Annotated in this window: 23 protein-coding genes; 5 read left to right on the top strand and 18 right to left on the bottom strand. The window is 42.7% G+C overall.

The genetic code is table 11. From position 1 onward, the window contains the following. Positions 1-10: 10 nt before the first annotated feature. The 18 genes from rplX to murB form a co-directional block, all read right to left on the bottom strand. Positions 11-322, bottom strand: a complete 312-nt coding sequence (rplX, locus tag LJE09_RS04855) for a 50S ribosomal protein L24 (protein ID WP_008707266.1) — start codon at positions 320-322, stop codon at positions 11-13. Between the two features lie 11 nt (positions 323-333). Beyond that, on the bottom strand, positions 334-702 hold the full coding sequence (gene rplN / locus LJE09_RS04850; RefSeq protein WP_008707265.1) for a 50S ribosomal protein L14: 369 nt from the start codon (positions 700-702) through the stop codon (positions 334-336). Positions 703-715: 13 nt separating this feature from the next. Beyond that, complete coding sequence (rpsQ, locus tag LJE09_RS04845; protein ID WP_008707264.1) at positions 716-970, bottom strand: 30S ribosomal protein S17; 255 nt, start codon at positions 968-970, stop codon at positions 716-718. Between the two features lie 15 nt (positions 971-985). Further along, the gene (gene rpmC / locus LJE09_RS04840) at positions 986-1,195 is read right to left on the bottom strand and encodes a 50S ribosomal protein L29 (protein ID WP_020994114.1); all 210 of its coding nucleotides are present in this window, start codon (positions 1,193-1,195) and stop codon (positions 986-988) included. After that, on the bottom strand, positions 1,185-1,622 hold the full coding sequence (rplP, locus tag LJE09_RS04835) for a 50S ribosomal protein L16 (RefSeq protein WP_008707261.1): 438 nt from the start codon (positions 1,620-1,622) through the stop codon (positions 1,185-1,187). Before rplP ends, rpmC begins: the two co-directional genes overlap by 11 nt. Beyond that, complete coding sequence (rpsC, locus tag LJE09_RS04830) at positions 1,622-2,278, bottom strand: 30S ribosomal protein S3 (RefSeq protein ID WP_008707259.1); 657 nt, start codon at positions 2,276-2,278, stop codon at positions 1,622-1,624. The genes rplP and rpsC overlap by 1 nt, the downstream gene beginning before the upstream one ends. An 11-nt stretch (positions 2,279-2,289) precedes the next feature. After that, on the bottom strand, positions 2,290-2,679 hold the full coding sequence (rplV, locus tag LJE09_RS04825; RefSeq protein WP_008707257.1) for a 50S ribosomal protein L22: 390 nt from the start codon (positions 2,677-2,679) through the stop codon (positions 2,290-2,292). Between the two features lie 88 nt (positions 2,680-2,767). Next, complete coding sequence (gene rpsS / locus LJE09_RS04820) at positions 2,768-3,049, bottom strand: 30S ribosomal protein S19 (protein ID WP_008707255.1); 282 nt, start codon at positions 3,047-3,049, stop codon at positions 2,768-2,770. A gap of 15 nt (positions 3,050-3,064) precedes the next feature. Beyond that, positions 3,065-3,910, bottom strand: a complete 846-nt coding sequence (gene rplB / locus LJE09_RS04815) for a 50S ribosomal protein L2 (protein WP_008707253.1) — start codon at positions 3,908-3,910, stop codon at positions 3,065-3,067. 123 nt (positions 3,911-4,033) lie between these two features. After that, positions 4,034-4,333: a 50S ribosomal protein L23 gene (rplW, locus tag LJE09_RS04810; protein WP_008707251.1), complete on the bottom strand. Its 300-nt coding sequence runs from the start codon at positions 4,331-4,333 to the stop codon at positions 4,034-4,036. Next, a complete protein-coding gene (gene rplD, locus LJE09_RS04805) occupies positions 4,333-4,953 on the bottom strand; it encodes a 50S ribosomal protein L4 (protein WP_008707249.1) in 621 nt (206 codons plus the stop codon). The genes rplW and rplD overlap by 1 nt, the downstream gene beginning before the upstream one ends. 21 nt (positions 4,954-4,974) lie before the next feature. Continuing rightward, a complete protein-coding gene (rplC, locus tag LJE09_RS04800) occupies positions 4,975-5,607 on the bottom strand; it encodes a 50S ribosomal protein L3 (RefSeq protein ID WP_008707247.1) in 633 nt (210 codons plus the stop codon). Between the two features lie 96 nt (positions 5,608-5,703). Then, positions 5,704-6,021, bottom strand: coding sequence for a 30S ribosomal protein S10 (rpsJ, locus tag LJE09_RS04795; protein WP_008707245.1), 318 nt, complete (start codon positions 6,019-6,021; stop codon positions 5,704-5,706). A gap of 722 nt (positions 6,022-6,743) precedes the next feature. Beyond that, a complete protein-coding gene (locus tag LJE09_RS04790) occupies positions 6,744-7,889 on the bottom strand; it encodes a hypothetical protein (protein ID WP_008707244.1) in 1,146 nt (381 codons plus the stop codon). A 207-nt stretch (positions 7,890-8,096) separates the two neighbouring features. Next, positions 8,097-8,351 (bottom strand): HPr family phosphocarrier protein, encoded by a 255-nt coding sequence (locus LJE09_RS04785; protein WP_008707243.1) that lies wholly within the window; start codon positions 8,349-8,351, stop codon positions 8,097-8,099. After that, entirely contained in the window at positions 8,348-9,307 is a 960-nt protein-coding gene (gene whiA, locus LJE09_RS04780) for a DNA-binding protein WhiA (RefSeq protein WP_025579631.1), read from the bottom strand. Before whiA ends, LJE09_RS04785 begins: the two co-directional genes overlap by 4 nt. Before the next feature lie 10 nt (positions 9,308-9,317). Beyond that, the gene (gene rapZ, locus LJE09_RS04775) at positions 9,318-10,205 is read right to left on the bottom strand and encodes an RNase adapter RapZ (protein WP_008707241.1); all 888 of its coding nucleotides are present in this window, start codon (positions 10,203-10,205) and stop codon (positions 9,318-9,320) included. A 92-nt stretch (positions 10,206-10,297) separates the two neighbouring features. Beyond that, a complete protein-coding gene (gene murB, locus LJE09_RS04770; RefSeq protein ID WP_055052568.1) occupies positions 10,298-11,218 on the bottom strand; it encodes a UDP-N-acetylmuramate dehydrogenase in 921 nt (306 codons plus the stop codon). A 339-nt stretch (positions 11,219-11,557) separates the two neighbouring features. On the opposite strand from murB, the gene LJE09_RS04765 reads away from it, so the two are divergent. From LJE09_RS04765 to LJE09_RS04745, 5 genes are all read left to right on the top strand, one after another. After that, positions 11,558-11,977: a stage V sporulation protein AB gene (locus LJE09_RS04765; RefSeq protein ID WP_008707239.1), complete on the top strand. Its 420-nt coding sequence runs from the start codon at positions 11,558-11,560 to the stop codon at positions 11,975-11,977. 117 nt (positions 11,978-12,094) lie between these two features. Continuing rightward, a complete protein-coding gene (locus LJE09_RS04760; RefSeq protein ID WP_227311024.1) occupies positions 12,095-12,559 on the top strand; it encodes a SpoVA/SpoVAEb family sporulation membrane protein in 465 nt (154 codons plus the stop codon). A gap of 69 nt (positions 12,560-12,628) precedes the next feature. Then, positions 12,629-13,711, top strand: a complete 1,083-nt coding sequence (locus LJE09_RS04755) for a stage V sporulation protein AD (RefSeq protein ID WP_227311023.1) — start codon at positions 12,629-12,631, stop codon at positions 13,709-13,711. A gap of 30 nt (positions 13,712-13,741) precedes the next feature. Then, on the top strand, positions 13,742-14,098 hold the full coding sequence (locus LJE09_RS04750) for a SpoVA/SpoVAEb family sporulation membrane protein (protein WP_008707235.1): 357 nt from the start codon (positions 13,742-13,744) through the stop codon (positions 14,096-14,098). Positions 14,099-14,104: 6 nt separating this feature from the next. Further along, complete coding sequence (locus LJE09_RS04745; RefSeq protein ID WP_055052571.1) at positions 14,105-14,719, top strand: stage V sporulation protein AA; 615 nt, start codon at positions 14,105-14,107, stop codon at positions 14,717-14,719. The last annotated feature ends 13 nt before the right edge of the window (positions 14,720-14,732 follow it).

Raw genomic sequence — 14,732 nt, 5'->3', positions numbered from 1 at the left:
CCTCTCTTAATTAATCGATAACCTTACCGGTCTTTTTAGCAACGCGGACTTTTTTGTCGCCGTCCATCTGGAATCCTACTCTTGTAGCCTGTCCATCAACAACCAGCATAACGTTGGAGATGTGCAGTGGAGCTTCTTTTGTAATGATTCCGCCCTGCTGATTTGCAGCAGATGGTTTGCTGTGTTTTGTAACTTTGTTGATATTCTCAACAACAACGGTATTGTCTTTTGCGTTAACTGCAAGGACTTTACCCTCTTTGCCATTATCTTTACCAGCGATAACTTTTACAGTATCACCTTTTTTAATTTTCATAGCTGACATTAGGCACCCTCCTATAATACTTCCGGAGCTAAGGAAACGATCTTCATGAATTTCTTTTCACGAAGCTCTCTGGCAACTGGTCCAAAGATACGTGTTCCTCTCGGAGTTAAGTCGTCTTTAATGATTACGGCAGCATTTTCATCGAAACGGATGTAAGATCCGTCTTTACGACGAGCGCCTTTTTTAGTTCTAACTACAACAGCTTTTACAACGTCACCTTTTTTAACAACGCCGCCTGGTGTTGCATCTTTAACAGTAGCAACGATTGTATCGCCAATGCTTGCATATCTTCTTGTAGAGCCGCCCATAACACGAATACAAAGGATTTCTTTTGCACCAGTGTTGTCGGCAACTTTCAGTCTAGTTTCCTGCTGGATCATACTGGTTTCCTCCTTATTTAACTTTCTCTACGATTTCAACCAGTCTCCATCTTTTATCCTTGGATAACGGTCTGGTTTCCATAACTTTTACGGTATCACCGATATTGCACTCATTGTTTTCGTCATGAGCTTTTAATTTATATGTTCTCTTCACGATCTTTTTGTAAAGAGGATGTTTTACATGGTCTTCAATAGCAACTACAATGGTCTTGTCCATCTTATTGCTGACAACCTTACCCACGCGGGTTTTTCTCAGATTTCTTTCCACGATAGTTTCCTCCTATTATTTGGAAGCGTTAGCCTGCTCAGTAATTACTGTCTGGATTCTTGCAATGTTCTTGCGAACCTCTTTAATGCGGCTTGTATTCTCTAATTGATTAGTTGCATTCTGAAATCTCAGATTGAAAAGTTCTTTTTTAGCAGCTACTAATTCTTCATTTAATTCTGCAGCTGATTTTGCCTTTAAATCTTCCACGAATTTATTAATTTTCACTGTTATCACCGCCTTCTAAGTCTGCACGAGAAACGATTTTACATTTACATGGTAACTTGTGCATCGCAAGACGTAATGCTTCACGAGCGATTTCCTCGGAAACGCCTGCGATTTCGAACATTACACGTCCTGGCTTAACAACTGCTACCCAGTATTCGAGAGCACCTTTTCCGGAACCCATTCGTGTTTCTGCTGGTTTCGCTGTTACTGGTTTATCTGGGAAAATCTTGATCCAAACCTGACCACCACGTTTGATATAACGAGTCATAGCAACACGGGCTGCTTCGATCTGGTTGGAACGGATCCAACACGGTTCGGTTGCAACAAGTCCGAATTCACCATAATTGATCTTATTACCTCTAAGGGCTTTTCCTCTCATGGAGCCACGGAATTGTTTACGACGTTTTACTCTTTTTGGCATTAACATTATTTATCGCTCCCTTCCTTAGTTCCTTTTGTTGGAAGTACTTCGCCATTGTAGACCCAAGCTTTTACGCCAACTTTGCCGTATGTTGTGTCTGCTTCTGCGAATCCATAGTCAATATCTGCACGAAGTGTCTGAAGCGGGATAGTTCCTTCGCTGTAGAACTCTGTACGAGCCATATCAGCACCGCCAAGACGTCCGGATACGGATGTTTTGATACCTTTAGCTCCGGCCTTCATTGTTCTCTGCATTGTAGATTTCATAGCACGTCTGAAAGAGATACGGTTCTCAAGCTGAAGTGCGATATTCTCTGCTACTAACTGAGCATCTTTGTCTGGTCTCTTTACTTCTTTGATATCTACGATAAGTTTCTTGTCTGTGAATTTCTTTAATTCAGCTTTAACTTTTTCGATCTCAGCTCCGCCTTTACCGATTACGATACCAGGTTTAGCTGTGTAGATGATGATCTTAACTCTGTCAGATGCTCTCTCGATCTCGATCTTGGAAACACCTGCGCTGTATAATTTCTTTTTAAGGAATGTTCTGATGTTGTAGTCTTCTACCAGGTAATCAGCGAAGTCTGCATCAGCATACCATCTTGAATCCCAATCCTTGATAACACCGACTCTAAGGCCATGTGGGTTAACTTTCTGTCCCATGCTTTTCCTCCTTATCTTTCATCCAGCACGATGGTGATATGGCTTGTTCTCTTCTCGATTCTGTAAGCTCTACCCTGTGCTCTTGGCTGAATTCTCTTCATTGTAGGTCCTTTATCTGCATAGCAGGCTGCAACGTAGAGGTTGTCTGCATTCATTCCATTATTGTTTTCAGCATTTGCAATTGCTGACTCAAGAAGTTTCTTGATAACGCTGGAAGCGTATCTTGGGTTGTATGTTAAGATACCAAGTGCTGTCTGCACATCTTTACCGCGGATTACATCTAACACGTAGCAGGCTTTCTGAACAGAAATTCTTGCATAAGATAATTTTGCAGACGGTCTTGTCTCTCTATTACTCTCATTTCTGGCTCTTTTTATCTGGCTTCTATGTCCCTTTGCCATTTTAAAGTGCCTCCTTTCCTCTTTCTCTCAATATCAGGTTAACCTGTCCGCTGTCTTGTGGGCAGCAGACAGAATATAAAGTCAAATACTAGCGAACTCCGGATTTCTTTTCGTCTTTTCCGTGTCCTCTGTAAGTTCTGGTTGCAACGAACTCACCGAGTTTGTGGCCAACCATATCTTCTGTTACATATACCGGCACGTGTTTTCTTCCGTCATGGACAGCGATTGTGTGTCCTACGAAGGACGGGAAGATTGTAGAACGGCGTGACCAGGTTTTGATAACGGATTTGTCATTTGCAGCGTTTAATGCGTCTACTTTTTTAAGTAAGCTGGCATCTGCAAAAGGTCCTTTTTTCAGTGAACGAGACATGCTTAATCCTCCTTATTATTTCGATAATGCTTTTCCATCGCGTCTTCTTACGATGAGCTTGTTGGACGGTTTGTTTTTCTTTCTTGTCTTCAGACCAAGAGCAGGTTTTCCCCATGGAGTACATGGACCTGGACGACCGATACCGGTCTTTCCTTCACCACCACCATGTGGATGGTCATTCGGGTTCATTACGGAACCACGAACAGTAGGTCTGATACCCATGTTACGTTTACGTCCGGCTTTACCGATGTTAATCAGGTTGTGATCTCCGTTTCCGACAACGCCTACAGATGCGCGGCATACGATCGGAACCATTCTCATTTCACCAGATGGCAGACGCAGTGTTGCGTATTTGCCTTCTTTAGCCATTAACTGAGCGCCGTTTCCAGCAGAACGAACCATCTGTCCGCCCTTTCCAGGATGAAGCTCAATGTTGTGTACCATAGTACCAACCGGGATAAGCTCTAATGGTAAGCAGTTACCAACACGAACTTCTGCATCAGCTCCGTTCATAACTTTCTGACCTACTTTTAAGCCTTCCGGTGCAAGGATATATGCTTTCTCGCCATCTACATAAGAGATTAAAGCGATGTTTGCTGTTCTGTTTGGATCATACTCGATGGAAACTACTGTTGCAGGGATTCCATCTTTTCTTCTCTTGAAGTCGATGATTCTGTATTTTCTTCTGCTTCCGCCTCCGCGGTGTCTAACTGTAATCTTACCCTGGTTGTTACGTCCAGCGTTTTTCTTTAAAGACACGGTAAGAGATTTCTCTGGTGTAGATTTTGTGATCTCTGAGAAATCGGAACCAGTCATATGTCTTCTAGACGGTGTATATGGGTTATAACTTTTGATTCCCATTTTTGTTCTCCTTTCAAATTTGTCCTCACGCTTTTGAATGCGTATACTCGCGATAATCAGAGTGCCGAGGATTCATAAGAAGCAAAGCTTCCGAAGTGGCACTCGTACCGCATGGGCTATCAATTAAAGTCCTTCGAAGATTTCGATATCTTTGCTGTCTTCTGTCAGAGCTACGATAGCTTTTTTGGTTTTAGCAGTTGTTCCAACTGTCATACCACGGCGTTTTTTCTTTCCATCCATATTCATGGTGTTAACGCTCTTTACTTTTGTTCCTTCGAACATTTTCTCTACAGCTTCTTTAATCTGAGATTTGTTTGCTTCCGGATGAACTAAGAAAGTGTATTTCTTTTCAGCCATTGCATTCATAGATTTTTCTGTAATCACTGGTTTCTTGATTACGTCATAGTACTTGATATCAGCCATTATGCATATACCTCCTCGATGGATGCTACAGCATCTTTGGTTACGATTACGGTGTTGTGGTTCATAACATCGTATACGTTGATAGTACTTGGAGTTGCAGTCTGAACATCAGTGATGTTTCTTGCGGAAAGGATTACGTTCTTGTCATCTGTTGCTGTGATAACCAGAGCTTTCTCAGCTTTCAGGTTTGTAAGAACTTTCTGCATTTCCTTTGTCTTAACATCTGCTAATGTAAGAGCATCAACAACTACTAATTTATTGTCCTGAACTTTGGAAGTCAGAGCAGATTTTAAAGCAGCTCTTCTTTCTTTCTTGTTCATTTTTACTTCATAATCTCTTGGTACCGGAGCGAATACAACACCGCCGCCAGTCCACTGTGGTGCACGGATGGAACCCTGTCTAGCATGACCTGTTCCTTTCTGTCTCCACGGTTTTCTTCCGCCGCCGCTTACTTCAGAACGTGTTTTAGCTTTCTGAGTACCCTGGCGATTATTTGCAAGCTGACGAACAACAGCAAGGTGAACAAGATGCTCATTGACTTCTACGCCGAATACTGCATCATTCAGTTCCATTGTTCCAACTTCGTTGCCTTCCATATTATAAACAGTTACGTTTGCCATTTGTGTGCTCCTCCTTTCTTATTATAAGGACTTTACTGTCTCTTTGATAGTAACCAAAGATTTCTTAGGTCCTGGAACAGCACCTTTAACTAACAGTAAGTTATTTTCTGTATCTACGCGTACGATCTCAAGGTTCTGTACAGTAACCTGAACATTTCCCATATGACCTGGCATGTGTTTTCCTTTGAATACCTTGCTCGGATCAGAACAAGCACCATTGGAACCTGCATGACGGTGGTATTTGGAACCGTGAGCCATAGGTCCTCTTGACTGACCATGTCTCTTGATCGCACCCTGGAAACCTTTACCTTTGGAAACAGCTGTTGCATCAATGTGATCGCCGTCTGCAAAGATATCAGCTTTAATTTCCTGTCCTACTGTATATTCAGCAGCGTTATCAAATCTGAACTCTTTAACGAATCTCTTTACTGCAACGCCAGCTTTGTCAAAGTGTCCTTTTTCCGGTTTGTTAACAAGGCTTTCTCTGATGTCTCCGAATCCAACCTGAACTGCTTCGTATCCATCGTTCTCTTCTGTCTTAACCTGAGTTACGACACAAGGACCAGCCTGTAAAACTGTTACCGGAATCAACTGGCCGTCTTCATTGAAGATCTGAGTCATTCCGACTTTAGTAGCTAAAATAGCTTTCTTCATTCTTTCTTCCTCCTTATAGCGGATTACCGATTACCGGCAATCATATAGTAAATAGCTTAATGCTTAGAGCATTATCAAATTGGGGTTGATGACTAATTATTTAGTCTTCATCTTGATATCGATGTTAACACCTGCTGGCATTTCCAGTCTTGACAGAGCATCTACTGTCTTCTGTGTTGGTGTAAGGATATCGATCAGTCTCTTATGAGTTCTCTGTTCGAACTGTTCTCTGGAATCTTTGTATTTATGAACGGCTCTTAAGATTGTAACAACCTCTTTCTTAGTTGGAAGTGGAACCGGTCCGCTTACCATTGCTCCGTTCTTTTTAACAGTCTCGATGATTTTTGCTGCTGATGCATCTACTAACTGATGATCATAAGCCTTTAATGTGATTCTCATTACCTGATTTGCCATAAAAAAAGTCTCCTCCTATTCGTACTTTTCAAGCAGTACGACAAGCGGCGACTGTACACATCTCCGTGTGTGTCTTTCGATTTTTTACCACACACGCCATCCCTGGATGGTCTTCTGAACTTGTACAGTGACTTGTCGTCAGTTTTCAAACTTGACATTCGCTCCACGGAAAACCTGCCATCTCTGTGGCAGCAACCTCGCGCTTCATTGCTATCAATGTCACAACAATTGAGAGTATACACGACCTCTCAGAAAAATGCAAGTGTTTTTTTCACTTTTTTTGATATTTTTTTGTACTTGATTCCGTACAATTTTTTATTGAATTTGGACTTGTATGTCGAAACAAAAAAAGAATCAACTTGTCGACACACCAGTACAGCGAATATTAAGTAACTGCTATATTGACTTGTCTGATTTTTCATCTGCGGCGTTGTCGTCAATCGCCGTAGCCACCGCTACGCCTCATTCCTCCGCCTTGCAGCTGAAGAAATCATCCTGCGTCAATATAGCAGAAACTTAATTTTTGCTGTACTAGTGGCTTTATTATATAGAAACATTACGGAATAGTGAACGGCAAGGCCGATATCTGCAGGTCTGCTGACGCAGGACTTCACGATATGATGGAGATCGGATTGTCTGCAGTAAAAAGAACGTGTTCCTTCTATATTATATATAGGAAGAAACACGTTCTTTTCATCGTCATATTTTTTCAATCTCTTATTTTATTCTTCAGCAGTCTGTTTCTGCGGATAGACCGGCTTCTCATCCGCAATGATATCGGAATAATCAAATAATGTAACCTTTGTAACATCGTCTCTCACAATATCCGGCGCATCGCCCTGACTTCTGGCTGTCTCGGCAATCTGTGCTGCCGACCATGTCGGAATTACCATACGCCTGATTTCTTCCTGTGCGTTTCCTTCTGTTTCCTCTGCTTCTACCGGTTTTCTATCCGAAGCATTCATCATCTGTTTCAGCTGCTCTTTTACCTGAGGCACGATTACTTCTGTCTTTCCGGAAACAGGCTCCATATGTATATCACCTGCATCCGGTTTCGTCTGTACAGATTCTTCCTGCTTTACCGGTACATCCGCCGTAGCTGCTGCAATCTCTTTTCTGAGAAGTTCATGGGCTTCGCTTGTCGCAGTCTGAATTGTTTCCGGCTGCGCAGGCTTCACAGGTTCCAATTCATCTTCATAGATTTCATCCACAAAACCGCCTGTTTTAATTTTCTTTCGTTCCGGAGCCTTTCCTTTCCTGCGTGCCCTTTCCTCTTTCTTAATCTGGCGTTCCTCTTCTTTATAACGCTTCTCTCTTGCCTTCTCTTCTCTCTTAAGTTCCTTCTTGCTCTTAACATATCCGGGTTCTGTATCTGTTTCATCATAATCATCCTGCGGTTCTTTTTTCAGAAGTTCCGCAACTATATACAGAATTACCAGGAAAAGGACGGCAAGTCCGAGAATAATAAGTCCCTCTATGCTTTCTGTTGCAAGAAGGAGATATCCTGCATATCCTACTGTGATCACAACCTTCGGTATGTAATCCTTCACCTCAACGGCAACAGGTTCTGCATCTTTGTCACTGGAATCTATCACCTTAAAAATATGATTCTTTTTATCCATTTCCGTAATCATATAACGGTATGCTTTAGAATCAGTCTGATACAGAATAGAATCACCAACCGCTGCCTCTTTGATCTTTACCGGAATTGCATAAGTAACCGATCCCATGGGCAGATTCGTTTCTTTGCCGGAATCATCCATAATCTCTGTCGTAATTCCCAAAAACGGCGGAACTGCCAGCCCGACAACACAGACAATGGTGCATATCACTATAAAATGTACAATAAATTTCAGAAATTTTGACATTTGTTACGCTCCTCATTTCTACTCTTTTCGCTCATTATACCCTGTTTTATCTTTATGGTCAATCTAATGTTATTGTTATGGCAATGAAATTGATTGCTGTGTTACTGTTCACTTTGTTCACAGTAACATTGCTGTCGTATACACGACAAAACACATCCGAAAAGCGGTCTTCCCTTCCGGATGTGTTCTATCCTGAATACTATTTGATCACTGATTACTTAAGTACTGCTCAATACCTGCCATAGCAGCTTCCTCATCCTCACCATTTGCAGATAAAGTAATTTCTTCCCCTGCATCAAGCCCAAGCGTCATCATACCCATAATGCTCTTTGCATTCACGCGCTTCTTTCCAATCTCTACATAAATCTCACTGTTGAACTGACTAGCCACCTGTACCAACTGTGCCACCGGACGCGCTTCCAGACCTGTGGATAAATTGATGGTGATTGGTTTTTTGATCATAATAATTCTCCTCCTTGTTTCTCCCGCAGTTCGTCAGCCATTGCACTCAGCTTTCTCAGTCTGTGATTGACTCCCGATTTGCCCACCTGCGGGCTTAACATCATTCCTAATTCTTTTAGTGTAGCTTCCGGATACTGCATCCGAAGTTCAGCAACCTGTGCAAGTCCTTCATTAAGCTGCTCAAATCCTATTTTCTGCCGGACCAGCTTAATATCCTCCATCTGCTTGACGGCTGCATTTACGGTTTTATTAATATTCGCAGTTTCACAGTTTACTTTTCTGTTTACTGAATTTCTCATTTCCTTCAGTATGCGGATGTTCTCCAGGTCCATCAATGCCACATTAGCTTCCATAACAGCAAGCATGTCAACAATCTGCGCACCTTCTTTCACATAGACCACATGTGATTTCTTACGCTGTACGATTTTGGCATCTACCGAAAAACTGCGGATGATCGTCTGTAGCTGCTCTGCTCTTTTTGCATCAGAACATACAATCTCAAAATGATACCCCTTCTCAGGATCACTGATTGAACCGGATGCTAAAAAAGCTCCCCTGATAAACGCCCGTTTGCAGCAATTCTGCTGTACCACCAGCATATCCGACAATACAAGCGTACCCTGGTCGATACTGTTCGTGACAAGCCGCAGTGCCTGAAAAATTACCTGGATTTCTTCGGGATCAGTTATTTCTATTGTATATACCTTCACCCGTTTCAGGTGACTGTTCTCACGTACAAATATCTTTGTTTCTATATTAAATGTTTTTTGCAATAATGTAAAGCACTTTCTTGCAACTGCTTCATTTTCCGTCTGGATTTTCAGTTTACTGTCCCCTGAAAAACATTCCATTTTCCCACAGGAACATAAAATCGCAGCCAGTTCTGCCATTTTGCAATGTCTGGCCAATCCAATCTGTCTGGAAAGTTCTTCCTTCACCATCCCTGAAAAAGACATCTCTCCTTTATCATCCTTCCTGTTTTCTGACCAGTCGGTCTTTCTGTGCATCTCTGTGTTCCAGCCTGAATCCGTATTTTGTATTTCCAGACAATCTGGAATAAAGTTCTCTTGCCAGCGTGACGGAACGATGCTTGCCGCCTGTACATCCAATTGCGATCACCAGATTTGTCTTTCCCTCTTTCACATAATTCGGAATAAGGAAATTGATCATATCTTCCAGTTTATCCGCAAATGTCCTGGCTATATCACAATCCATTACATAATTAAAAACCCTGTCATCCAGCCCTGTCAGCGGTCTAAGTTCGTCCACATAGTATGGATTCGGCAGGAAACGCACGTCAAACACGAGATCCGCATCTGCCGGTATTCCATATTTAAATCCAAATGACAGTACAGAAATCATCATATTGCAGAAATCCTGATTATCTACAAATATCCTGTCGATCTCCTGTTTCAGTTCTCTTGTCAGAAGATTGCTGGTATCAATGATATAATCCGCACGCTCTTTCAGAAAACGCATCTTCTCTCTTTCCATCCGGATTCCATCATCCACTCTTCCCCCCATTGCAAGAGGATGACTTCTGCGGGTTTCTTTATAACGTTTGACCAGAACACTGTCCTGCGCATCCAGAAACAGGATTTCAAAATCATACCCTGCCTTTTTCATTCTGTCCAGTACAATCTCCAGCTCATCCAGAGAACGCCCGCTTCTTGCATCGATCCCCAGAGCAACATTCTGCACATCTTCTCCATGTATCTCAGGCATCAGTGATGCAAATTTCTCCAGTAAAGGGATCGGCAGATTGTCTACACAAAAATACTTCGCATCCTCCAACATTTTCAATGCAGATGTTTTTCCTGCTCCCGATACTCCTGTAACTATTACAAAACGCATTTTCTATCTCCCGTCACTTCTTAATCTCATCTGTTGCTCATTGGTCTTTGGTCTTTGCACTCTGTTCACAGTACTTTTTCGATTCAGTCAGATCAAAATTTCCCAAGAAATTTCACTTCCGGTTCAAGAGTTACGCCAAACTGTTCTTTTACTTTATCCTGTACATCTCTGAGCAGTCTGCACACATCTGCTGCGGTTGCATTATCTTTATTGATCACAAACCCACAGTGCTTCTCGGAAACCTGTGCACCGCCTGTTTGGTATCCTCTCAGCCCTGCATCCATGATCAGCTTTCCGGCAAAATACCCTTCAGGACGTTTGAATGTGCTTCCCGCACTTGGAAATTCAAGAGGCTGTTTGCTTACTCTCTGTTCTGTCAGTTCTTTCATTCTTGCTTTTATGGCTTCCTGATTCCCCTGTTCAAGAACGATCACTGCGCTCAACACCAGATATCCTTTTGTTTTCACAAGACTTGTGCGATATCCCATTTCCAGCTTCTCTGCCGGAAGTACGAGAATTTCTCCTGCAGCTGTCATAACAGTGACTTCTTTCAGCACATCTTTCATTTCACCGCCATAGGCACCTGCATTCATGACAACTGCACCGCCTAATGTGCCGGGAATTCCTCCGGCGAACTCAAATCCTGTCAGCGACGCATTTTTGGCTGCCGCCGCGATCTGTGACAGCAGAGCTCCTGCTGTTGCATGGATTTCATTTCCTTTTACTGTAATATCACCATAATTTCTGTAAAGCTGAATAATGACACCCCTGTATCCTTCATCGCTTACCAGAAGATTACTTCCATTTCCAAGAATGAAATATGGCAGTTCTTCATTTTTGCATATCTTCAGAATCCCGCTCAGTTCTTCCTCAGAAGACGGAAGTAAAAAGTAATCTGCCGGACCGCCAATCCGAAATGTGGTATGACGTTTCATGGGTTCATCCACTTTCACTTTCTCTTCTCCCAGCAGATCATTAAATTTCTCTATTATATTCTGATTCACAGATTTCATTCCTCAATCTTTCTATATTTATTTATTATGATTTGTTATGTTTCTTTTGACGTTTTCATTCTGTCGGATTTTCCGATCAGTTCCTGCATCGTCAGATAATAAATTATTATACTATCTCTCTCTCCAAAAGTACAGTTATTCATACACTCTTTTGCTGCCGGATATGTTACCAGATTACTGTTCACTCCGTTCACAGCAACAAATGAATGACTGTGTATATATTTTTATATTTCTGCCATAATACATATCACAGATATATCTGTCCGGTGCTTCACAATAACAGACTGCCGGACAGTTACCCGGAAACTTCTTTTGTTGTCGGCAGGATCGGAGGCGCTTATGTTAGAGCAGATTTTTCTCGGATTTACAGGACTATGTTCCGGTTTTATTATTGCCGGAGGACTAACCGGTCTTATGATCGGCCTTTCTATTATTCCCAGATATGCAGGAATTACCCACACAGCAGATCATATACTGCTGTACGAAGACATCACATTCTGGGGAACAGAACTTGGAAACCTGTTCTTTCTTTTTCACTGGAATATCCGGTTCGGCACCCCGTTTCTGATTCTGTACGGGCTCTTTTCAGGGATTTTCCTTGGTGGATGGATCATGGCCCTGGCAGAGATGGCAGATATTTTCCCTATCTTTGCCAGAAGAAGCAGATTCCAGAGAGGTCTTTCTTTTACAATCCTGTGCATAGCCGCCGGCAAAACTGTCGGGGCACTGATTTACTATTATAACGGATGGCTGCCATAATTTCCAGCTAATCTTTAACATCAGTGCCAAAAAAGCAGCAATCGATTACTCTTTACTCCGTTCTCAGTAACCTGGTGTACCAAAATTCCGGATTTTCAATCAGAAAGGTTTTATATTATGTCAGACAATAATCTCAGTCAGAAAAAACAGAAACAATATGAAGAATACGTAAAAGCAGTCACTCCTGTCCACAGCCTGCCACTGAATATGTGCAAAGCATTTTTCACAGGCGGAGTCATCTGTGTTGTTGGACAGGTCATCTTAAATTACTCAGATAACCTTGGGCTGGACAAAGATACCGCCGGCTCCTGGTGTTCCCTTATCCTGATCCTTTTCAGTGTGATCCTCACAGGATGTAATCTTTATTCCAAAATCGGCAGATTCGGCGGTGCCGGAAGCCTTGTCCCGATCACCGGTTTTGCCAATTCCGTAGCTTCCTCTGCGATCGAATATAAGGCAGAAGGACAGGTATTCGGCATCGGATGCAAAATATTTACGATCGCAGGACCCGTAATTCTTTATGGAATCCTGAGTTCATGGATTCTCGGTGTGATTTATTATCTTTTTACAATGATCCCGTAACTATTCAGCATCCATATCCTGAGAGGTGTTTTTGCATAAGAATCATACAATTATACAAGGAGGTTTCCTATGAACAGACAAATGACCTGCGGTACATCCAGCATTTCATTTCAAAATCCTGTCTTTGTTCAGAGCTGTGCTTCTGTTGTCAGCCAGAAAGAAGGGGAAGGACCATTGGGCGCATACTTTGATACCATATGTGAAGATCCCATGTTTGGAACAGATACCTGGGAAGCTGCAGAAAGCACTCTGCAAAAACAGGCCGCTCTGCTGGCAATCAAAAAAAACGGCCTCACCTGTTCTGATATACAGCTTCTTTTTGCAGGCGACCTGCTGGCTCAGACATCAGCCTCTTCTTTCGGAACCGCTGATCTGAAAATTCCTTTTTACGGTCTTTTCGGAGCATGCTCCACTATGGGAGAATCTCTTTCCCTTGGTTCAATGTGTATCGACGGAGGGTACGGAAAATATATCCTCTGTGCAACTTCCAGCCACTTTGCCAGCGCAGAAAAAGAATTTCGTTTTCCCCTGGGATATGGAAATCAAAGGCCCTTATCTGCTACCTGGACAGTCACCGGTGCCGGAGCCTGTATACTTGGATATGAACCGCCACCACGCCCGGACAACAAAACACTAAACACACTCCGTAACCGCAATATCTGTGCAGTTATAACAGGAATCACCACCGGAAGACTGATTGACTTTGGGTTCAGGGATTCCCTCAATATGGGAGCTTGCATGGCTCCTGCTGCCTGCGACACCATAGCCCGAAATCTTCAGGATTTTCACCGAAAACCATCCGATTATGATGCCATCTTCACCGGTGACCTAGGCATGGTAGGACGGACAATCCTGTTCGACCTTCTCACAGAAAAAGGATTTGATATCTCATCTGTCCATCAGGACTGCGGTATGCTGATCTATGATCCTCAGACTCAGGATACACATTCCGGCGGCAGTGGATGTGGATGTGCCGCCTCTGTTCTGGCAGGCTATATTCTTCCGGGTATTATACAGAAAAAATGGAAAAGGATTCTCTTTGTTCCCACAGGTGCCCTTCTGTCAAAGGTAAGCTTCAACGAGGGGGATCCAATTCCCGGTATCGCACACGCTGTTGTAATAGAACAGTACAGGGTTCCGGATATGATGTAGATACAGAAATTTTTTCAGGAGGAAAATTACATGGACTATTTTAATGCATTCTGGACAGGCGGACTGATCTGTGCCCTGGTACAGATTCTTCTGGACAGGACAAAGCTTATGCCCGGACGGATCATGGTACTTCTGGTATGTACAGGCTCTGTTTTAAGCGCTGTCGGAATCTATCAGCCATTTGCAGAATTTGCCGGAGCAGGCGCTTCTGTTCCTCTGCTTGGTTTTGGCAATATCCTGTGGAAAGGAATGAAAGAATCCATTGACAAAAACGGACTGATCGGACTCTTTATGGGAGGCTTTACCGCCTGCGCGGTGGGAGTCTCCGCAGCTTTGATCTTCTCTTATCTTGCAAGCCTGATCTTCAAGCCCAAAATGAAAGGATAACATACCATGAGTGATACTCTCTATTTACAGTTAGATCAGAATATCCAGATAAACCATCCACACATTTATCTTCAGGACATTGCAAAACTTTCCTGCAGCAACAGTAAAATCCTGAATCGGCTCCGGGTGATGCCGGTTATAAATCTTGACCCGAATAAACCAGGACGTTATGTAATGTCTGTCATGGATCTGATCTCCGAAATCAAAAAAAAAGAACCGGACCTTGAAATCAATAATATTGGAGAAGCCGACTTTATCATCACTTTTAAAAACAAACCCGGTTCCGGGCTTGTCTGGCAGTGGTGCAAGATTATTTTCGTCGGTCTTGCCGCCTTTTTCGGTGCAGGTTTCTCTATCATGACATTTAATAACGATGTAGATGTCGGTGGTCTCTTCTCGCAGATCTATACCCAGGTCACAGGACAGACTTCCGGTCATTTTACTGTTCTTGAGATCACTTATTCCATAGGAATCGGACTTGGGGTACTTTTCTTCTTCAATCACTTCGGTCATATGAAAATAACAGATGATCCAACACCTATGCAGATACAGATGCGTCTGTACGAGGAAAATGTTAATAAAACTCTTATCAAAGACATTGACCGTACTTCCGAAAAGTGATATACTTCGATAG

Origin of the sequence: Blautia sp. DFI.3.45 (assembly GCF_020593505.1) — a bacterium.
Lineage (GTDB): Bacteria > Bacillota > Clostridia > Lachnospirales > Lachnospiraceae > Blautia_A > Blautia_A wexlerae.
This window is presented reverse-complemented; position numbering and strand designations above follow the sequence as displayed.